The sequence below is a fragment of the Koromonas soli genome, from assembly GCF_059726265.1.
The window spans coordinates 3,142,177-3,161,895 of record NZ_AP040872.1 but is presented as its reverse complement, the minus strand read 5'-3'; the positions used below and the strand labels follow the sequence as shown (position 1 = coordinate 3,161,895).

Here is a 19,719-nt window from a genome sequence, read left to right as displayed (position 1 = left end):
ACACAGCTCTATACAGAATCTTTCGGCCTCGCCGGCGTGTTGAGTGGCGCGGTTGCCGGCGAGGGCAGGGAGCCATACCAGTCGATGTTGCGGGTGAGATACATAGCGGCCGCGACAATCAAGAAACTCGCGATCGCACCCACGAGCAATGCATTGTCCTCCAGTCGTAGCATGACGTATATAAGCGAGTAGAGCAGGCTGAAGACACCCAATGCACGAACGCCTTGCGCGCGGCTCGCGAATATCCATGTTGCGTTGGCGGACAAGAGCAGCACGGTCGCAGCTCCGCCGATTGCGAATCCCAGGTCAAACCCGACTCTCTCCGCCAACGACAGCAATAGCAGATAGAAGATGATTTGAGCGACCCCAACCAGGACGTACTGTGCCGGATGCACTTGCTTGCCCGTTGTGACTTCGAAGATGAAATAAGAAAGAAACACCAATCCCAAAAACAGAAGCGCGTATTTGAGCGAGCGGCTTACGGATTGATAAGGGTCGGCGACCTCGATGAAGGACACGCCGAGTGCGGTTGAATGTAGGCCGGAGATTGCGCCGACGCTACCCTCGGCACGAACTCCGCGGGCGATAAACGGAACAGACCACTCGCCTGAGAAGCCTTGCGGGGTGATGTTGCGATTTACCGGAAGAAATCCGCCGTCAAAGCTCGGACTGGGCCAGTCGCCCTGTATGTGAAGTGTCGTGGTTTTTCCGTAGGCGAGAACGGCAATGCGCTGAGCACCCGAGAAGCGTAGCGTGGACTGCACGCGGAACTGAGAATCGGGATGAGCGATTTCTCCGACCCTCGCACCAAAGTAAGTGAGCTTCGTGTTCTGATTTTGATCGCCTGAAGGCGTGATGTCTTCTATGTTTTCCGATGGAATAAGTGTCAGAGTCTTGCCATTCACGCTGAGCACGGCATCCGAGAGCGCGCCGCGGGCGTCACTTACGCCGACTTCGATCTCGGCGTGGCTCCAGTCGAGCACTGCCCCGACAGGCACTGTAGAGGGAACATTGGTCAGATCAAACTGGGCATCGAGCGCGAGATCAGCCTGGAACACCGGGACCTTGAACAGTGAGCGCCGCCGTTCTTCCGTCCGCGTTTTTACCGTTCCCGATGCCTGCGCCGGAAACACGACATAAATGCCGCGCTTGGGAAACTCCGTCGTCGACTGCGAAGGCACGGTATAAGGTACGGTGAGCGTTGGGCCAAGGAAAGTTTGCTGCCCGCCCACATGACCGCTGATTTCCTGTATGACGTCTTGAGCACGCCGTGCACGCTCATTCACTACCTCACTGACAAACAGCGCGGGAATCAACATGATGATCGCCAAACCGCACACAACGATCAGCTTCACACCCATAGAGCGGGTGTTGAACTTCAGTGCGAAGTTGGCCGGAACGAGAGAGGGTTCGCTCACCTGATTGCTCCATGGAAGAAGAACTAGACTGTACAGCGTGAGACTATGCCTTGCGGATGCCGCACTCAATTGAAAATTTCATTATTCTTGCGCTCGAGCCGCGGCCCCCCGAGCGCTCCACTTCATCCGCCTTCCGATCGCGAGATTATCCTCGCACATAGATCTGCACGTCGTAGCCGTCCTGATGGCTTTCCAGTTCGAGTTTCCACTCTTGTTTCACTGGAGGCATAGGGGCGCCATTGCTGGCGAGGATCTGCAACTGTGGTGCATCGGCGGGAACTTGAACTGACAGGATGTGATCATTGCTCCAGTTGGCGGCAGCCGTGCGCGTGTTTGGTAGCACGTACTTGCGGCGCAGGCGCAGCAGCGTGCGATACCAGGTGAGCATGTCGAGGTTTTCCGGGTTCTGCGCCCACTGCAGGCGCGAGCGTTCGAAGGTGGCAGGGTCTTGCGGATCGGGAACCTCGGTCCAATCGAAGTCGGCGAATTCCTTGCGTCGGCCTTCTGACACGGCCTTTTGGAGCACGGGGTCACCGTAGTCCGTGAAGAACTGGAACGGTGCAGACTCGTCGTACTCCTCTCCCATGAATATCAGCGGCGTGTGTGGAGACAGCAGCAGAAGTGCCGCTGCGAGTTTGCGTGCCCCCGCCGGAGCGAGCGCCGTCAGGCGTTCGCCGATGGCTCGATTGCCAACCTGATCGTGGTTCTGAATGCAGATGATCTGCGAAGGCAGCGGTATCCCTTTGGGTGAGGCTCCGCGCGGGCGACCTTGCCAGAATTGAAAAGGCTCTCCCTGAAATGCGAATGGTTCGGAGAGAACTTTGGTGATTAGCTCATCGTGATGCTCAGGATTCGCGAAGTCCTGGTAATAGCCCTTGTCTTCTCCAGTGAGCAGGACGTGAATGGCGTGATGGAAGTCATCACTCCAGACGGCATCGGCGCCATAGCCGGACTGCTCGGGGGCAAGCACGTACCTTGGAAGATTCTCATCCGTCTCGCAGGTGACCACGATCGTGCGGTGCTCGGCGGCTCCGAATTGATGAGCGCGCGCGGCGACCTCGGCAACAATGTTTTGCGGAGAGTCGTCCTTGATCGTCTGCACGGCGTCGAGGCGAAGCCCATCGAGATGATATTCGCGCAGCCAGTACACGGCGTTCTCAACAATGAAACGCCGCACATGGGCGGAGCCGTTGTCGTCATAGTTGACGCCGTTTCCCCACGGCGTCTGATGCTTGCTCGAAAAGTATGGCCCAAACTGTGAAAGGTAATTTCCTTCGTTACCGAGATGGTTATAGACAACGTCGATGATCACGCCGAGCCCGCGATAGTGCGCGGCATCGACAAAACGGCGCAACGCAGACGGGCCACCGTAGTTGGCCTGTACGGCGTAAAGGCCCACGCCGTCGTATCCCCAGTTTCGCTTGCCCGGTGTGGCGTTCAGCGGCATGAGCTCGACTACGGTGACTCCAAGGTCGTGCAGGTAGTCGAGCCGCGGGATTGCGGCATCGAGAGTGCCTTCCGGAGTGAAGGTGCCAACGTGAAGCTCGTAGATGACATAGTTCGAGAGTGGCAGTCCGCGCCAGATATTGTCCGTCCATGGAAAGCTGGGATCGACGATTTCTGTAGGGCCGTGTACGCCCTCCGGAAGTAGCCGCGAGACAGGGTCAGGTAGCGCGAGACCTCCGGCGATGTACTGATAACGGTCTCCAGCCGAGGCCGGTAGGGTCAACGACCAGTATCCAGCGGCAGGCAGCATGGGATAGGTACGTGGCGGCGCATCTGGACGAAACAGGCGAAGGCTCACCGAGTTGAGGTTCGGTGCCCAGAGATAGAAATCTACGAGATCTCCTCGGAGAGTGGCGCCCAGGGGAGAAGGCTGAATTGCGGTTTGCACGCTGGTAGGACGAGCGAACGTGGGAGGAAGGTTGCGTAGAATGAAGACATGCTGATACTCGCCTCACAGTCGCCACGACGAGCAGAACTGTTGCGCAACGCCGGATTTGAGTTTGACGTCCGTCCCGCCGAAGTGGACGAAAGCCTGCTTCCGGGGGAAGACCCGTTCGAGTACGTGAAACGCTTAGCATGCGAGAAGGCCTTGGAAGTGCTCAAGGCCTCTCCTCGCGATGCGCTGGTCGTGGGTGCGGATACCACGGTTGTGGTCGAGGGTGTAAGTCTTGGCAAGCCGGTGGACCCCGACGACGCGAGGCGGATGCTCCGTTCCCTAAGTGGGCGTACGCACCAAGTGACCACTGGTGTCTGCGTGGCTTATTGGAACGCCGAAGGTGTTATGGACTCGGAAGTTGCATCGGAGGTGACCGAGGTAGAGTTCGCCACCATGACCTCCGAGGAGATCGAAGCCTATGTTGCGACAGGCGAGCCCATGGACAAAGCCGGAGCCTATGCGATTCAGGGCAGAGCTTCCATGTGGATTCCGCGCATACGAGGGTGTTATTTCAACGTGGTGGGACTGCCGGTGGCCCGGCTAGGCAGCGTGCTCAAACGCGCAGAGGCACTCAGCGAGCACACGCTACGGCAAACGTTAGGCCAGATTGCGGACCGGAAGCGCCTCACAAGGTAGCGAGGCGCGTTCCACGAAACTTGACGTGAAAAGGCGCCGAACTACTTCTTTTCAGGCTCGGCCGGGGTCGCTTCCCCATCCTTCACGGCGCTCTTGAAGTTCTTGATGCCTTCGCCGAGGCCTTTACCCAGCTCAGAGATCTTCGAGGGGCCAAAGATGATGAGCGCGATCACGAGGATGACGAGCAGTTCCGGAACGCCAATTTTTCCACCGAACATTGTGTGTATTCTCCATTTCGCTCAGACTGTTCGAGGTTTTTCGGAACGGATCGTTCCACCTGCAGGCTGTGCATTCTGTATAAGTGTAGGTTACGTCTTACGCCTCGTCAAAGGATGAAACCCCTTAAGACTTAGCCAGAGTTGTTATTAGTTCCGCCAACAGAGCACTACGGCGGGGCATCTCCCGAGCTAACACGTATTCACCCATCGAGTGGGCTCCATCACCCACGGCGCCGAGGCCGTCAAGCGTCGGTAAACCCAGGGCAGCGGTAAGGTTTCCGTCCGAGGCTCCCCCAACAGCCGCCTCGTCGAGGTGAAACCCGAGTTGATCGGCGACCTGAGCCGCCATCCGGTAAAGGCGCGCTGTCGCGGGAGAGCGCTGAAAAGGCCCTCGCTCCACTCCGCCCAGTACCTCCAACCGGCATCTTCGATCATTCGGTTGCAGCTTGTGCATACAAGCATCTACGCGGGCTGCCTGGGACGCTGTGAGGAACCTCACATCCACCAAAAATTCTGCAAAATCGGCTACGACATTGGGGCGCGTGCCCCCTGAGATGACGCCCGGATTCAGGGTGAGTCCGCGTTCGGGCCGCGAAAGCGCAGCCGCGGCCAACACCTGCCGCGCAGCTTCCGTAATCGCCGAGGCTCCACGTTCGAAATCGAGTCCCGCATGAGCGCCTCGTCCATGAACTCTCACCGTGTAGCGGGCAATGCCCTTGCGGGAGGTCTTGCAGGCTCCTTTCGGACCAAATGCCGGCTCCAGCACGAGGACTGCCTTGGAATTCAGTGCAAGCTTCTCCGTAATGCCACGTGAAGCGGGGCTGCCGATTTCCTCATCTGGAACCAGCAGCAGGGTGACGGGGCAGGGCAATGGGCCTCGGGAGGCGAGAGCTCGCAGGGCAAACAGGGCCTGCATGATCCCGCCCTTCATGTCGAAGACGCCGGGGCCGTAGACGCGGCCGCTATTCTCCCGCCAAGGCATGCTGCGTAGTGTCTCGAGCGGGTACACCGTGTCGGTATGGCCGAGCAACAGCAGACGTGACGCACGACGTTGGCCGGAGATGTCGATCCGCAGTGCCGGGCCATAGCCGGGAAGCTTATGTTGAGTCATCCGTGCCGGGAGCGAGGCAAAGTCGGACGAAATGAGTGATACGAGTGCCGCGACAGCTTCGGGCGAGTTCGATGGTGACTCCTGCTCGACGTATCGGCGAAGGGTGGCCACCATCTCGGGGAGTTGGCCGGTGAGAGTGTGAAGCAGCGGCGATGATGAGCGCTTCGGCATCGTGACTTGGGATTGTACGCCGGGCCTGCATAGAACTTGAAACGAAGCTGATCATCGTAAGCGCGTTCTCAAGCTTTTGACGAACTGAGCGAGCCGATTGGCGTTTCGTCCCAAGCAACACTGGCTGCTATACTTCTATTCACCAATCCACGGGAAGTTCAATGAGCGAATTCCATAGTCCTGACGCCACCCTTACGCCTGAATTTCTGGAGAAGTTGCCCCTCGACAGCGTTGCCATCCAGAAGATACTGCCTCACCGTTACCCTTTTCTGCTAATCGACCGCGTGATCGAGTTGGAGCGGACAAAGCACATCGTCGCCATCAAGAACGTGACGGCAAACGAAGAGTTCTTCCGTGGCCACTTCCCGGGAAATCCCATTATGCCGGGCGTGCTGATGATCGAGGCGATCGCGCAGGCGGGCGCCACACTGCTGATGACCGAAATTCCAAACCGCAGCGAGATGCTGACGGTGTTTACAGGGATCGATCGCGCGAAATTCCGCCGCCAGGTCATCCCCGGCGATCAGCTGCGCATTGAGGTCAATGTGATCAACTGGCGCACGCTGGCCGTGAAAATGGAAGGTATCATCACCGTGGACGGCAAGAAGGTTTGCGAGGCGACGGTAATGTGCCAGCTGGTCAGAATCAAGAAGTCTGACGACGCGGCGGCAGAGTAATGGCGATTCATCCAAGCGCGGTGGTGGACCCGAAAGCACATGTGCCCGAATCGTGCACGATTGGACCGTTCTGCCTAGTCGGACCCGACGTGGAACTTGGCGAGCACTGCGAGCTCATGTCGCATGTGGTGCTGACCGGGCCAACCAAGATGGGCAGCCAAAACAGAATTCATCCCTTTGCGGTGGTCGGCATGGGGCCGCAGGACCTGTCGTTCAAAGGCGAGCCGACGCGGCTGGAGATGGGCGACAACAACGAGATCCGCGAATATGTCACGATCCATCGCGGTACAGTGAAGGGCGGCGGGCTGACTTCGATCGGCTCCAACTGCCTGATCATGGCCTACGCCCATATTGCGCACGATTGCCACATCGGAAGCAACGTCATCATGGCCAACGCAGCCACCCTGGCCGGACACGTCACCGTGGAGGACTGGGCGGTTGTCGGAGCGCTGTGCCCGGTGCATCAGTTCGTGACCGTTGGAGCGCACTCCTATATCGGTGGTGGAACGACGATCACGCAGAACGTAATGCCGTTCTCGAAGACCAGCGCGGTTCGCGATGTGCATGCCTACGGCGCAAACTCCGTAGGATTGGAGCGCCGCGGATTCAGCAAAGAGCGCGTGCGCAAGATTCAGAAAGCTTTCCGGCTCTTGCTGGCCGCCAAGCTGAATACCACGCAAGCGCTAGAGCGGATTGAAAGCGACGGCGATATGTCTGAAGACGTGCAGATGCTCGTCGACTTCATTCGCAAGAGCGAGCGCGGGGTTCTTAAGTAGAATTTCGAAGTGTGTTTTCGGCCTGTTTCGGGCGACAACGAGAAATTCTGGACTTGAGTTGAGAGTAAGAGTGGACGATAGTTTCGCCGGGGCTTATGCTCCGGCTTTATTGTGTAACGGGTAACTCCGAAGGGAGCGAGACGAATGGGTGCACGGCTGGGGTTGATTGCGGGCAATGGTAAGTTCCCGTTTCTGGTGTTGGATGCTGCGCGGGCAAAGGGCTATGAGGTAGTTGTCGCGGCCATTCGCGAGGAAACAGATGCGGCCATCGAGAAGCGTGGCGCGGCCGCCGTGCACTGGCTTTCTCTGGGTGAGTTAGGCAAGCTGATCGAGACCTTTAAGCAGGAAGGCGTCAGCGAAGCCATTATGGCCGGGCAGGTTAAGCACAAGCAGATCTTCAGTTCGATCAAGCCGGATTGGAAGCTCGCAAAGTTGCTGATGAGCCTCGCTACCCGCAACACGGATTCGTTGATTGGGGCCGTCGCCAAGGTACTTGGTGACGAAGGCATCCACCTCCAGAACTCGACCAGCTTACTTGAGCCGATGCTGGCGCAGGCCGGTGTGCTCACGCGCCGCGCTCCAAACGATCAGGAGCAGACGAACATCACCTATGGGCGCGCCGTGGCCCATCATGTCGCGCGCTTCGACATCGGACAGACAGTGGTGATCGCCGAGGCCGCCTGTGTAGCCATCGAAGCCATGGAAGGCACAGACGAAGCCATCCTGCGTGCGGGCACGCTGATGCAGAGCCTGCACGGAGAGGCCAGTACCTTGAGCCGCGCCTTGACCGTGGTGAAGGTGGCCAAGCCGAATCAGGACATGCGTTTCGACGTTCCTGTGGTTGGCATCCACACGATTGAGACCATGGTGAAGGCCGGTGCAAGCTGCCTCGCGCTAGACGCCAACAAGTGCCTCATGCTTGATCGCGAACGAGTCATCGCTGCAGCGAATGATGCGGAAATCGCCATCGTTGCCGAGGAGCCAACCGTACACCATCACCCTGGGCCCATGCGCAGCTAGTTTGACGAGTTGTGAAGCCGGAGTGACATCCAGATGAAGAACTCATCGCAATTCCGAAGTCTGGTCCAACTGCGGACAGCCATGGATCGCCGAGAAACCTCATGCGTACAAGTCGTGCGCGAGTGCCTGGAAACGATCTCGGCCGACAACGATGATCTGCGCACATTCATCAGCGTCGCGTCGGCGGAGGCGTTCCGGGCCGCCGCCGTCGTGGACTCTGGTTCTGTCGAAGGTCCATTGCGCGGCATTCCGCTCGCCATCAAGGATCTCATCGACGTGCGCGGAATGCGCACGACCGCCGCAAGTCATGTCCTTGAGAACGCGCTTCCGGCGGAGGCTGATGCCGAGTGCGTGCGCCGCTTGCGTCAGGCTGGCGCAATTTTCATCGGCAAAACCAATTTGCATGAGTTCGCCTATGGCGGGAGTGGGGTCGTAAGTGCCTTCGGTGCCGCGCGAAATCCGCTCGATCCCACCCGAGTTTGCGGAGGTTCGTCCTCCGGGTCGGCCGCCTCCGTTGCAGCAGGAATGTGCTTTGGAGCACTCGGAACCGATACGGCAGGCTCTATCCGGCTGCCAGCGGCTTGTTGCGGCGTAGTCGGGTTCAAGCCAACTTATGGCGTCGTTCCCGCTGCGGGAGTCATTCCTCTTGCATTCTCCTACGATCACGTGGGACCGCTCGCACGCACTGTGGAGGATGCTGGCGAACTATTTACCGTGCTCGCCGGCGAACCTGCGCAGTGGAGTGCTCCAACCCAATTGCGCTGCGGTGTCGTGCGCAAATATTTCTGCGATGACTTGGCGCCCGAGGTGGCGTCAGGCTTTGAGCAGGCACTCAATGCCGCGCGACGACTTGGGTGGACACTGCAGGACGTAGAAATCGAGGTCAGCGAAGACCGCAAGGCCAGCAATGCCGAGAGCTGGGCTTACCACGAGAAGATGGTTGCCGAACACAGCGGTCTGTATGATCCGCGCACGCTGCCACGCATCGTGAATGGCAAGAAAGTCGCGGTCGAAACCTATGTCGAGGCGCGGCGCTGGCTGGAACTTATGCGAGAGAGGAATCGAGCGGGCGTACCGGAAATCGATATATTGCTCACGCCTACGTCGCCAATCCTGCCGCCCACGGTGGAGGAGATCGAGGGGCCTGATGCTCGGGTACTTGAGTTGAAAATGCTTCGCAACACGAGACCGCTAAACGTGCTCGGCTGGCCGACGATTTCCGTCCCCTGTGCCCGTATGGTCGGCGTGCAGTTGAGCGCAGCATGGGGAAAGGACTGGCTCGTCCTGAGTGCGGCGAGGGAACTGGAGCGCGCGCTCTTGGTTTGAAGTCGGATGTTGCGGGATCAATCAGGATCTTGTATCCAAAAAGTTATACAGGCTTAAGTGAATCTACTGAAAAGCGGAGACAATCCCGCCGCATCTTTCTGCTTTCCATAGAATCGCAATCCGTCTTCTTCTCCTAACAACAGGTAAGATGCGGTTTTTCAATCACCTAAACAATTCATCCGAGATGGACACATATTTGCATACCACCTTTGTGAGCTATCGAAGTGCGGGACTCCGGTCCTGCCTGTGTTCGGGTGCTGGCTAAGGCGGCCCCGGGACAGTTCAAGAATTCTTTGGGAAGCACTTCTAAGCTCTGAACTCTGCGACTTGGCCATCGGGCGTCCGGTGGCCTTTTTTATTGTGGAGCGCTATCGGAAGCGAGGTTGGACGCGGAGTTGATGGCTTGGTTCATCTGCGGCAGGATTCCCAACTCGATGTAGATGGGGCGCAGCGCCCGCCGGATAGAAGGAAGTACGGCGAAATAAGTCGCTGCTGACGCAATGCAGATCAATCCGCTAATGGTCAGGGCGCGGGGTGCTCCAAAGCGCGCGGCGATTGCTCCGCCAAAGAGTGAACCGAACGGCGTCATCCCCATGAAGGCCATTGTGTAATAGCTCATCACCCGACCACGCTTGTCCGGATCGGCGATGGTCTGCAGGATGGTGTTGCTGGCAGACATGTGCTGCATCATGGCAAAGCCGGTGATCAGCAGCATCAGTAGCGACAGTGGCAAGTTGCGAGAGAGGGAAAACACAAAGATCCCACTGCCGAAGAGCGTGGCGGCAATTCCGATCTGCCGGCCCAGACCGATGATTGATCGCCGAGCTGCCATGGTGAGTGCCGCGGTGAGTGCTCCAACTCCGGTAGCGGCCATCAGAAGGCCCAGCGTGTGGGCCCCTCCTTGAAAGATCTGCGAAGCAAATATCGGCAGCAGGACGGAGTATGGCATGCCGACCAGGCTCACGATGGCCAGCAACAGCAGAATCGACGTCATCGGTACCGAGCCCGAAACATAGCTGAAGCCTTCCGCCAACTCGCGCCAGAGATTTTCCTCTTCATGATGACGAGGCGCTGCGGCAGCCACGGACATGAGCAACAGGCTTAGGATGACCGCCACGTAGCTGAAGCCATCGATCGCGAAGCACCATGCTTCGCCGAACTTGGCGATAATAAGCCCGCCGATCGAAGGGCCTAGCAGCCGCGCGGCATTAACCATCGTGGAGTTGAGCGCGATCGCATTCGAGAGCACAGCGCGATCTCCGACCATCTCGATCAGAAATGCCTGGCGCGCCGGCGTATCGAAAGCATTGATGACGCCCTGCATAACGCTAAGGAGGGCGACCTCCCACATTGCGATGTGTCCGCTGAAGGCGAGCACAGCGAGCGCAAAGGACTGCACCATCGAGAAAACCTGCGTCCACACAAGCGTGCGATGTCGGCTCCAGCGGTCCACCCACACTCCTGCGAAGGGGCCGAGCAGGAAAGTTGGAATTTGTCCGAGAAATCCGATGATTCCAAGCATCCAAGCCGAGCCGGTGAGCCGGTAAACCAGCCAACTGGTCGCGATGCGGGTCATCCAGGTGCCAATCAGAGACAGGCTCTGGCCACTGAAGAAGAGACGGTAATTTCGATGTTCCAGGGCGCGCAGAAGAAATCGCCAGCGCGGAATCGACGGATCAGCAGGCATGGTTCAGTCGGTTAGATGATAACTGGCGTGAGTTTGGCGCACCTAGCGTTGAGCATGGGCTTATTCTTTGTTGTTATAGCGTGTTCTAGCAGGTTGACGCTTAACAATATGCGAGCGTGTTGCGCCTTTTTGAGTACGTGGCGCGGAACAGCGCTGGTGCCCTACACTAGCAACGGCAGGATTGCACCGTACATCCGACGAAAGCAATTGACGAGCGAAGGGGATTCGATGGCGAACGGCAAGACAGCTCATAGTCGAAACGCTGACGAGATGCACAAGATGTTTCCGCATCTTTATGACAAGTTCAGCCGCGAACAATGGGCACAGCTCAGGGCAAACATGCCGCTGGAAATCAGCGATGAGGATCTGGACTCCCTGAGAGGATTGAACGATCCTGTATCGCTGGACGAGGTCGAGTCGATCTATCTTCCGCTCGGGCGACTGTTGAATATCCATATCGCGATGGTGAATGGGTTGGGGCGGGTGAAGAACGCTTTTCTCGGACGCCCAAGCCTGCGTCCCACCTACATTATCGCCGTCACTGGAAGCGTCGCAGTAGGCAAGAGCACATTCTCGCGGGTGCTGGCGCAGGTGCTTTCTCGCTGGGCTGATCATCCCTCCGTGGAACTGGTGACCACCGATGGATTTCTCTACCCCAATTCAGTGCTGCAAGAGCGGGGGCTGATGGAGAAAAAGGGCTTCCCTGAAAGCTACGACGTCCACAAGATGCTCGACTTCATGGTGGCCTTGCGGCAGGGTGATAAGACGCTGAAGGTGCCCGTGTACTCGCATGACAGCTATGACATCGTGCCTAATGAATATCTGGAGATCCGGCGCCCGGAGATATTGATCCTCGAAGGCCTGAATTTGCTGCAGATGAATCCCTTCAGCGGAAGACGCTCGCCAATGCTTTTTGCCAGCGACCTGATTGATTTCTCAATCTATGTGGATGCCGAGGAGTCGTGCATCCGGCGTTGGTATCTCGAACGTTTCATGTTGCTGAAGAACACGGCTTTTCGGAATCCCCGCTCGTACTTTCACCGTTATGCGAATCTGGACGAGGAGGAGGCAAAGGCCTTTGCCGAGAACATCTGGGAACGCATCAACCTGCTGAACCTGGTGACGAACGTGGCGCCGACGCGGGAGCGAGCGCAAGTGGTGATGCAGAAGGGTCCCGATCACCGCGTGCAGGAAGTTTGGCTACGGCGCGTCTAGGGTATGAGTTGAATGATTAGGCCGGGGCTGAGGCTTCGGCCTTCTTGTTTGTAGTCGAACCCTACTCGTGCTTGCGTCGATAGACATCGTAGTTGTTCAGCGATTCAACTGGTTCAAACTTCCGTTCGGCAAGCGACAGGAACTGCGAACGGAACGGCGTAGGGTCCTCCTGTAGCTGCAACGTGCGCTTCACAACCAGCCATTGCACATTCTGCTGACGTGCCAGTTCAACGAGTTGTGCGGCTGAGTAAGGATTCACGGTGTTGTCCATCATCACCACCGGGAACCTCGGCACACGCCCTGTTGTGAAATAGAACAGGTCTTCTCCCGGAAGCATCAGGATAGCTTGCTCGCGCGGGATCTCGCGGTCGGAGTATGCGACGAGCTCTTCGAAATCCGGTAGCCAGTTGCCGCGCATTGCAAGACCGTGCAGTGGTTGCAGGCTGCTGTGGTTCAGGGTATCGCCCGTGAGATCGGCGTAATCCAGGCGCTCGTGGCTCACCGCATAATACGCACCCGTGATGAGCAGCGTAATTGAGATCAGCACTGCGAGAGCGGTGAACGGGAGTGAAGAATTTCCGTATTGTTTGTCGGAATCTTCTTTGCGATGACTAGCATTGCTGAGCGCGACGAGGATCGTTGCGATCAGGATCATCAGCAGGGGCCAGAGCGCATAGGTCGATCCCCAGAGCTGTTGCGAAAGAAACGCGCCGTGAATCACACCTAGTACAACCATGGGACACAATTGCGCAAAAGCGTGGGCGCGGGGCAATTTATAGAGGGCTATGAGTAATGCAGTGGCCAGCAGCGGCGGCCACAGATGCAGCAGGGCTTCGACGCGATCAGAAGCATCCTGCTGACGCAGCAATTCCACCACAGCCCACAGAAACGGTAACGCCATCAGCGCAACCGCCGCCCAAGAGAATGCAGCTCTTTTCCCAAGCAGGAAGCAAGCACCCAAGCCCATCGCGAACACCACGAAAATCCAGATCAGTGCCGGGTCCTTGTAGGTGGCGAGCATAGTCGAGAGCCCGGGCAGGCGGCGCGAAGCAGCAAACTGTATCGTCCAGTGATAGTAGTTCCCGAGGCCAGCGGTCATCTGGATTACCGTGAGTATTGCGGCTAACCCAACACCCGCTCCCGCGAGAAGTACCGCACACCCTCTCTTTTTTCGGATCGCAAGATATACGAAGCACACGCACACACTCAGCAGGTAAGCGAGCCCCGTGTTTTGCTTGATGAACGGTGGAATTGCAACCAGCATTCCGCAGGCAAACGTTGCCAGCGGTGGGTACCCCGCCGCCTCTAGACGCAGCAGCAGCCAGACGCAGAACAATATAAACAGCGTGCAGTCGGAGTCATAAAACGGGATCGGAAGAATGCTGCTGGTTCCGAGAAACACAAGCGGCAGCGAAAGCAACGATGCAACCAGCCGCTGCGGAAGTTGAGAAGGGCCAAGCACTCGAAGCAGAATGCGCCAGGTCAGGACCGTCGCAATCCCTGCCGTTACCGAGGCGTAGAGGTAATGGTGGAGCACTTCCCGCCCAAACAGCTTGATAATTGCCCCCTGTAAGGCAAACGTCAGAGGCGCGTATGGAAAGGGAAAATCGCGATAAGGAATCTGCCCCAGCGACATTCGAGTGGCGTTTTCCAGAATGTAGCTCAGGTCCCAAAGTATCGTCAGGTGAGCGTTTTGCCAGAGGACGAAGGCCGCCGTCGCGCAGAACAGGATTGCGCCGATCATTGCATTAAGTAAGCTCGTTGATTTTAGGTTGCGGCTGGACATAGGCGGTCGGAGTTCATTCTACGTGGCTGGAGAGGCATCACAAAGCTGCTTGCAACAACCATGCTTTCCGCCCTTGGCGCGCAACCTGCTTGCAAGCTGGCGAAAATGGGGGTATCACATTATGTTGTGTCGCGAGCAGCCGGTCTCGATGAGGTCTGCGGCGCATGGTTCCGGCGGAAAGGAGAGCGGCAATGTCGCACCAGACCGCACGCGAGAATTATCGAAAGCTTTCCGAGAGGTTGAATCGCTTTCCGCTGGGAGCGCCACCTACAGAACTGTTGTTCCAAATCCTGCAAGTTCTTTTCTCGCCCGAAGAAGCTGAACTGGTCTCGCTCCTTCCCATCAAGCCATTCAACGTAGAAACCGCAGCGCGCATCTGGAAGAAGACCGAAGCCGAATCGCGTTCGATACTCGACCGTCTTGCCTCACGAGGCATGATGGTTGACCTTGAGATATATGGCGAGCAAGCCTTCGTCCTGCCGCCGCCCATGGCGGGCTTCTTCGAGTTCTCCATGATGCGCCTGGGAAATAGCTACGATCAGCAGTTGCTGGCAGAGTTGTTCTACCAGTACCTCAACGTCGAAGAGGATTTCGTTCGTGCACTTTTCGCCGGAGGCGAGACGCAACTAGGCCGAGTGTTCGTGAATGAACCTGCCCTCGCGTCTGACAACATGCTGCACGTACTCAACTACGAACGCGCGTCCGAAGTAGTAAAGAGCGCATCGCACATCGCCATTGGCACCTGCTATTGCCGGCACAAGATGCAGCATTTAGATCGCGCCTGCAATGCGCCGATGGATATCTGCATGACCTTCAGTTCCACGGCGAATTCCCTGATCAAGCACGGTATTGCGCGCCGCGTGGACGCGAGCGAAGGCCTCGAGCTACTGCAATCGGCAATCGAGCACGGTCTGGTCCAATTCGGGGAGAACGTTCGCGAGCAGGTGGCCTTCATCTGCAACTGCTGTGGTTGCTGCTGCGAGGCCATGTTGGCTGCCAAGCGATTTGCCGTATTACATCCCATCGCCACCACCAATTTTTTGCCAGACATTAACGCGGAACAGTGCTCCGGGTGCGGCCGTTGTGTCGAGGCCTGTCCGGTGGAGGCCATGAGCCTGGTCTCCAAAGCCGACCCGAAGCGTCCAAAGCTCAAGAAGGCACGGGTGAACGAAGAGCTGTGCCTTGGTTGCGGCGTATGCGTACGGCAATGCCGCACGCCGGGGGCAGCAAAGTTGCGGTCACGTTCAAGCCGCGTGATCACCCCGGTCAATACGGCACATCGCACGGTTCTGATGGCGATCGAGCGTGGGAAGCTGCAGGACCTCATTTTCGACAATCGCGCCCTGTTCAGCCATCGGGCAATGGCGGCGATTCTGGGGGTAATACTGAAGCTGCCACCACTAAAGCGGGCCATGGCGAGTACGCAGATGAAATCACGTTATCTTGAATACCTGCTGGCGAACCATGAGTTCACGCACAGGCAAGATTAGACTGTCAGAGCTGGTCAGGAGCTCTTTTTCAGGATCTTTGAACCTTGCGAACATCATTTGTGGAGCTTGAGTTCATCGAAGTTTGGACTGGAGCAGCGGCCAGCAGAGCACGGCAGTAGGGAGGAATTTATGTTCAACGTTGTGACCATCGCAAGAGAGTACGGCAGCGGCGGCGCTGAGGTTGGACGCCGGGTAGCAGAGTTGCTCGGTTGGAAGTTCCTGGACAAGCAGATCATCGAGCGCGTGGCCGCCATGGGTAAACTCGATCGCAAGTGGGCCGAGAAAGCGGATGAGCAATGTGTCGCCTGGTGGGAACGTGTCCTCTCAGGCTTCAAGCATGGCGGGCCGGAAGTGTATATCGGCGGCGTGGCCGATGGGGGCGTCGATCGCGACTCATTGCAGCAGTTCACGGCGCGAGTGATCGAGGAGGGCGGTAAAACGGGGAACTGCGTCATCGTAGGACGCAGCTCGCAATGTGTTTTGCGCAGGGACCCTCGGGCTTTGCACGTCATGATCTATGCGCCAATGGTAGAAAAGCTGGAACGAATGAAAATCCGGCATCCGGATGAGAAGGACTTGCACGGTCTTTTGCGCCGCATGGACGCCGAGCGCGCTCGTTATACGCAGGACTACTATGGCTGCAATCCTGCCGACCGCTGCCTGTATCACATGTGCCTCAATAGTACGATTGGCATCGATTCCTGCGCAGAGTTGGTCGTCAATGAGGTGCGCATCTCCGCCAAAGAGCGCGAAAGGCAGCTAGCCGTCTAGCCGCCTCGAACAGCGCTGCTTTACCCCGCGCTGTTCACATTCAATACCGCGACTCTGCCTGTCTTTGTTACAGGCAGAGTCGCGCGTCTATTTTCCAGTAAACAATTAAGCGCAATTTAGGGAATAAACCTTTGCGGCATTGGTTCTCGTCATCACGCGTCTCTTAGACGCGCTATGAAAGGAGAATCATGCGCAGCGCAAACAACGAGCACGAGCGATATTTAGATTCCAGGAAAGTGGCATCCTCGGACGGCATTGACCGCAGAGGATTTCTTGAATGCATGGCCTGGGCCGGGACCGGAATTGTGTGGAGCTTCATAGGCGGCGTTCCAGTTTCCAGGGTTTTTGGTGCGACCACGCCCCGCCAAAAGGCCGAAGACTTCAGCTTCATACAAATCAGCGACAGCCACATCGGTTTCAATAAGCCGGCCAATACGGACGTGACCGCGACGCTGCAAAAAGCCGTGGACAGGATCCAGGCGTCGCCGAACACACCAGATTTCCTGATCCACACCGGCGACCTGTCGCACACTTCAAAGCCTGCCGAGTTCGACACCATGGATCAAGTTCTGTCGGCCACTCGGAAGAAGATCTTCTATGTTCCCGGAGAACACGACACCTCAGTCGATGACGGCAAGCTCTACCTTGAGCGATACGGAAAAGGCACCAGCGGAAACGGCTGGTACAGCTTCGATCACAAGGGCGTGCACTTCGTAGGCCTGGTGAACGTTGTGCAACTCGAGGGGATGGGGAAGCTGGGAGCCGATCAACTTGCATGGCTCAAGAAGGACACCGCCGATCTTGGCAGCAGTACCCCCATTGTTCTTTTCGCGCACATTCCGCTCTGGGCCGTGTATCCCGAGTGGGGTTGGAGCACGGAGGATAGTGCGCAAGCACTTAGTACACTGAAGCGCTTTGGCTCGCTCACAGTCCTGAACGGTCACATCCACCAAGTCATGCAGAAGGTGGAAGGCAACATCAGCTTCCATACCGCGATGTCCACGGCCTTCCCGCAACCCGCACCGGGCGCAGCGCCTTCCGCCGGACCGATGAAAGTTCCGGCCGAGAAATTGCAAAGCGTGCTCGGACTTACAGACGTGCACTTCGTTCCGCAGAAAGCGCAACTGGCGGTTGTGGATTCCACGCTGGCTGGTGGCAACGCGGCGCACGCCGGGGCAGAGTAGCGGACCTATGCGTACTGGATCAAGACTTCTTGGCACCGCGCTTTGGGTAGGAGCGGGGCTGCTGCCCCTCACACTTACCGCGCTGTCGACGGTGCATCCCTGGGGCAATCTGCGCGCACCTGCCACAAATCATCCCATCCTGGCGGGTGCGTCCGTCCCCGATGACGTTCGCGAAACCCTGGCCCGCAAATGCGGAGATTGTCATTCCGAGCGCACCGAATGGCCGATTTACAGCAGGGTTGCGCCCGCTTCATGGCTCGTTGAACACGATGTCCATGAGGGGCGCGAGCACCTGAACCTCTCGCGCTGGGAGGGATATGCAATTGAAAGCCGCATCGATCTGCTGTCGAAGATTGCAACCCAGGTGCGCGATGGCAAGATGCCGATGAAGCAATATCTTCTGCTCCATCCGCACGCGCGCCTCACCGCCGAGGAGCGCCAACACATTCAAAACTGGGCGAAAGCAGAGCGCAAAAGCCTGCTGCGTCAGGAAGCACAATGACTGGAGAGAGTAGATGATTCGATGTTATGGAAAGCGTCAGGCCGGTGCAGTTGCGATTGGACTCCTACTCGTGACGACTTTGACCGGACTCTGCGAGAGTCAATCCACCGGCGATACGGATCGCGGCAAGCAGCTTTTTGAGAAGCGCTGCACCGGATGCCACTCCCTCGACCGCAACAAAGAGGGGCCGCGACTCGGAGATGTCTTCGGCAGGCAGGTGGGCACAGCACCGGGCTTCGACTATTCATCCGGAATGAAATCCGCGAAGTTCACTTGGGATGAACCGCAGTTGGAACGCTGGCTGAGTGACACCGATTCAGTTGTTGCCGATAACAAGATGGACTTTCACGTTCCCAAGGCGGATGAGCGAGCCGACATCATTCGCTACCTCAAGATGATTTCTCCCGTACAGAAGAACACCACAACCAACGGACATTGATAAGTGTCGATCAACTCCGATTTGCATCCCTCAGCAGCGTGCTGAGGGCATGCACGTCGGAGGCCGGAGCGTCGCTGATAACGTAATAGCGCAACCCGCCCTCGCTCCATGATTCAATATGAAACTCCAGCCGCGTTGCACTGCTCGTCGTAGGCACCGTCTGCGAGTCAGGGAAGATGAACACCGAAATGCGATGCTTGCGAATGGAGTATATGAGGTGCGCCCCCGAGTTGTGCTGGAAGTAGGCAACGCGGCCTCCATCCAGTGCGAACGGCGAGTTCTGCAACTCAGGAAGATTGAATGTGAACGGCAATTTTCCGGCAAACCAAGGCTTCACCGTATGACGGTCGGTCGATACTACGTCCACCGCAGTCGCGCTGGCCAGCGTAGCAACATGCAAATCCGCAATCTCCGTGAACGCTCGCTCGCGCTGCATCCGCCAATTAACAAACAGTGTCGCCGCAATCAGAAGCACGGCCATTGCCGCGACAGGAACAAGTTTCGGAACGCTAATTGGAACCCACGAAATCTTGCGACGCGGGCGCATGCTCTGCTCAAGCCGCAGTCGGAACTCGGGGGATGGGCGGTATCGATTTGCGGCTTCGCGCACTGCATTCTTCATCTGTAGCATGCCGAGCGCCTGGGTGGAGCATCCCGCACAACTGCGCATGTGAAACTCCATGTTGGCCAGTTCATCGGCCGGGAGCTCCTTATCGAGATAGGGTTCCAGCTTGCGGCATACCTCTTCGCAGGTCATTGCTGTGTACCTCGCGAAACGCCTCGAAGCCCGGCGACCTTTAGCATCTCGCGCATCGCTTTTCGTGCGCGCGACAGTCGGGACATCACAGTCCCGATCGGGATTGCCAATGTCTCCGAGATGTCCTGATAGCTCATCTCCTCGAAATCGCACAGCAGAATCACTTCGCGGTAAGGGACAGAGAGACTCTTCAGTGCCCGTTGAATCGCCTGCTGGTCCAGGCCGGCCAGGAAAATCGATTCCGGCGTGGTGCCTGTCGCTGGTTCCGTATGCTCGTGCTCGTCATCATCGAGTGACAGTGGGGCCGACTTGAGTCCGGTGCGTGTCGTCAGAAAAGTATTGCGCACAATGCGGTACATCCATGCGCGGAAATTTGTTCCTTGCCGAAATGAATCGAATGCCTTGAGTGCCTTCATACACGCTTCCTGTAGCAGGTCTTCAGCCTCGCTGCGATCTTGCGTGAGCCAGTGCGCGAAGTTGTAAAGCCGCGGCAGCAAGGGCATCACGAGCTCTTCGAATGTTCCGGAATCGCTATGAACGTCGGCCACGGCTCTATATGCCAACTCAGGATGAGTGATTTTATTCCCGAAAAA

General features: G+C 57.6%; 19 protein-coding genes. 11 read left to right on the top strand and 8 right to left on the bottom strand.

Annotated features, from left to right (window positions below):
* Nucleotides 1-8 precede the first annotated feature (8 nt).
* Both creD and treZ read right to left on the bottom strand, forming a co-directional pair.
* A complete protein-coding gene (creD, locus tag AC6IY8_RS13820; protein WP_497775108.1) occupies nucleotides 9-1,418 on the bottom strand; it encodes a cell envelope integrity protein CreD in 1,410 nt (469 codons plus the stop codon).
* Nucleotides 1,419-1,563: 145 nt separating this feature from the next.
* Entirely contained in the window at nucleotides 1,564-3,312 is a 1,749-nt protein-coding gene (gene treZ, locus AC6IY8_RS13815) for a malto-oligosyltrehalose trehalohydrolase (RefSeq protein ID WP_497775107.1), read from the bottom strand.
* Between the two features lie 48 nt (nucleotides 3,313-3,360).
* Between treZ and AC6IY8_RS13810 the strand changes: the two genes are divergently transcribed.
* A complete protein-coding gene (locus AC6IY8_RS13810; RefSeq protein ID WP_497775106.1) occupies nucleotides 3,361-3,996 on the top strand; it encodes a Maf family protein in 636 nt (211 codons plus the stop codon).
* Between the two features lie 41 nt (nucleotides 3,997-4,037).
* Here AC6IY8_RS13810 and tatA read toward each other — a convergent pair whose 3' ends face one another.
* Both tatA and AC6IY8_RS13800 read right to left on the bottom strand, forming a co-directional pair.
* Nucleotides 4,038-4,214 (bottom strand): twin-arginine translocase TatA/TatE family subunit, encoded by a 177-nt coding sequence (gene tatA, locus AC6IY8_RS13805; protein WP_497775105.1) that lies wholly within the window; start codon nucleotides 4,212-4,214, stop codon nucleotides 4,038-4,040.
* 124 nt (nucleotides 4,215-4,338) lie between these two features.
* Nucleotides 4,339-5,496, bottom strand: coding sequence for a M20 family metallopeptidase (locus AC6IY8_RS13800; protein ID WP_497775104.1), 1,158 nt, complete (start codon nucleotides 5,494-5,496; stop codon nucleotides 4,339-4,341).
* Nucleotides 5,497-5,657: 161 nt separating this feature from the next.
* Here AC6IY8_RS13800 and fabZ point away from each other — a divergent pair, with 161 nt between their 5' ends.
* From fabZ to AC6IY8_RS13780, 4 genes are all read left to right on the top strand, one after another.
* Complete coding sequence (gene fabZ / locus AC6IY8_RS13795; RefSeq protein WP_497775103.1) at nucleotides 5,658-6,173, top strand: 3-hydroxyacyl-ACP dehydratase FabZ; 516 nt, start codon at nucleotides 5,658-5,660, stop codon at nucleotides 6,171-6,173.
* Nucleotides 6,173-6,949, top strand: a complete 777-nt coding sequence (gene lpxA / locus AC6IY8_RS13790; protein ID WP_497775102.1) for an acyl-ACP--UDP-N-acetylglucosamine O-acyltransferase — start codon at nucleotides 6,173-6,175, stop codon at nucleotides 6,947-6,949. Before fabZ ends, lpxA begins: the two co-directional genes overlap by 1 nt.
* Nucleotides 6,950-7,093: 144 nt before the next feature.
* Nucleotides 7,094-7,969: an LpxI family protein gene (locus AC6IY8_RS13785; protein WP_497775101.1), complete on the top strand. Its 876-nt coding sequence runs from the start codon at nucleotides 7,094-7,096 to the stop codon at nucleotides 7,967-7,969.
* Between the two features lie 33 nt (nucleotides 7,970-8,002).
* Nucleotides 8,003-9,295: an amidase gene (locus tag AC6IY8_RS13780; protein ID WP_497775100.1), complete on the top strand. Its 1,293-nt coding sequence runs from the start codon at nucleotides 8,003-8,005 to the stop codon at nucleotides 9,293-9,295.
* Nucleotides 9,296-9,650: 355 nt separating this feature from the next.
* On the opposite strand, the gene AC6IY8_RS13775 is transcribed toward AC6IY8_RS13780, so the two are convergent.
* Nucleotides 9,651-10,982, bottom strand: a complete 1,332-nt coding sequence (locus AC6IY8_RS13775) for an MFS transporter (RefSeq protein WP_497775099.1) — start codon at nucleotides 10,980-10,982, stop codon at nucleotides 9,651-9,653.
* A 228-nt stretch (nucleotides 10,983-11,210) separates the two neighbouring features.
* On the opposite strand from AC6IY8_RS13775, the gene coaA reads away from it, so the two are divergent.
* Nucleotides 11,211-12,197 carry a type I pantothenate kinase gene (gene coaA, locus AC6IY8_RS13770; protein ID WP_497775098.1) on the top strand — a complete coding sequence of 329 codons (987 nt, stop codon included), beginning with the start codon at nucleotides 11,211-11,213 and terminating at the stop codon, nucleotides 12,195-12,197.
* 61 nt (nucleotides 12,198-12,258) lie between these two features.
* Here coaA and AC6IY8_RS13765 read toward each other — a convergent pair whose 3' ends face one another.
* Entirely contained in the window at nucleotides 12,259-13,941 is a 1,683-nt protein-coding gene (locus AC6IY8_RS13765) for a glycosyltransferase family protein (RefSeq protein WP_497775097.1), read from the bottom strand.
* 233 nt (nucleotides 13,942-14,174) lie between these two features.
* Here AC6IY8_RS13765 and AC6IY8_RS13760 point away from each other — a divergent pair, with 233 nt between their 5' ends.
* The 5 genes from AC6IY8_RS13760 to AC6IY8_RS13740 all read left to right on the top strand — a co-directional run bounded on the left by AC6IY8_RS13760 (nucleotide 14,175) and on the right by AC6IY8_RS13740 (nucleotide 18,369).
* The gene (locus tag AC6IY8_RS13760; RefSeq protein WP_497775096.1) at nucleotides 14,175-15,473 is read left to right on the top strand and encodes a 4Fe-4S dicluster domain-containing protein; all 1,299 of its coding nucleotides are present in this window, start codon (nucleotides 14,175-14,177) and stop codon (nucleotides 15,471-15,473) included.
* A 129-nt stretch (nucleotides 15,474-15,602) separates the two neighbouring features.
* Nucleotides 15,603-16,244: a cytidylate kinase-like family protein gene (locus tag AC6IY8_RS13755; protein ID WP_497775095.1), complete on the top strand. Its 642-nt coding sequence runs from the start codon at nucleotides 15,603-15,605 to the stop codon at nucleotides 16,242-16,244.
* Between the two features lie 281 nt (nucleotides 16,245-16,525).
* Complete coding sequence (locus AC6IY8_RS13750) at nucleotides 16,526-17,428, top strand: metallophosphoesterase family protein (RefSeq protein ID WP_497775094.1); 903 nt, start codon at nucleotides 16,526-16,528, stop codon at nucleotides 17,426-17,428.
* 7 nt (nucleotides 17,429-17,435) lie between these two features.
* Nucleotides 17,436-17,930 carry a heme-binding domain-containing protein gene (locus AC6IY8_RS13745; protein ID WP_497775093.1) on the top strand — a complete coding sequence of 165 codons (495 nt, stop codon included), beginning with the start codon at nucleotides 17,436-17,438 and terminating at the stop codon, nucleotides 17,928-17,930.
* Nucleotides 17,931-17,943: 13 nt separating this feature from the next.
* Nucleotides 17,944-18,369 (top strand): c-type cytochrome, encoded by a 426-nt coding sequence (locus AC6IY8_RS13740; RefSeq protein WP_497775092.1) that lies wholly within the window; start codon nucleotides 17,944-17,946, stop codon nucleotides 18,367-18,369.
* A gap of 10 nt (nucleotides 18,370-18,379) precedes the next feature.
* On the opposite strand, the gene AC6IY8_RS13735 is transcribed toward AC6IY8_RS13740, so the two are convergent.
* Together AC6IY8_RS13735 and AC6IY8_RS13730 are read right to left on the bottom strand one after the other, a co-directional pair.
* Nucleotides 18,380-19,126, bottom strand: coding sequence for an anti-sigma factor family protein (locus AC6IY8_RS13735; RefSeq protein ID WP_497775091.1), 747 nt, complete (start codon nucleotides 19,124-19,126; stop codon nucleotides 18,380-18,382).
* The gene (locus tag AC6IY8_RS13730; protein ID WP_497775090.1) at nucleotides 19,123-19,674 is read right to left on the bottom strand and encodes an RNA polymerase sigma factor; all 552 of its coding nucleotides are present in this window, start codon (nucleotides 19,672-19,674) and stop codon (nucleotides 19,123-19,125) included. Before AC6IY8_RS13730 ends, AC6IY8_RS13735 begins: the two co-directional genes overlap by 4 nt.
* Nucleotides 19,675-19,719: the final 45 nt, after the last annotated feature.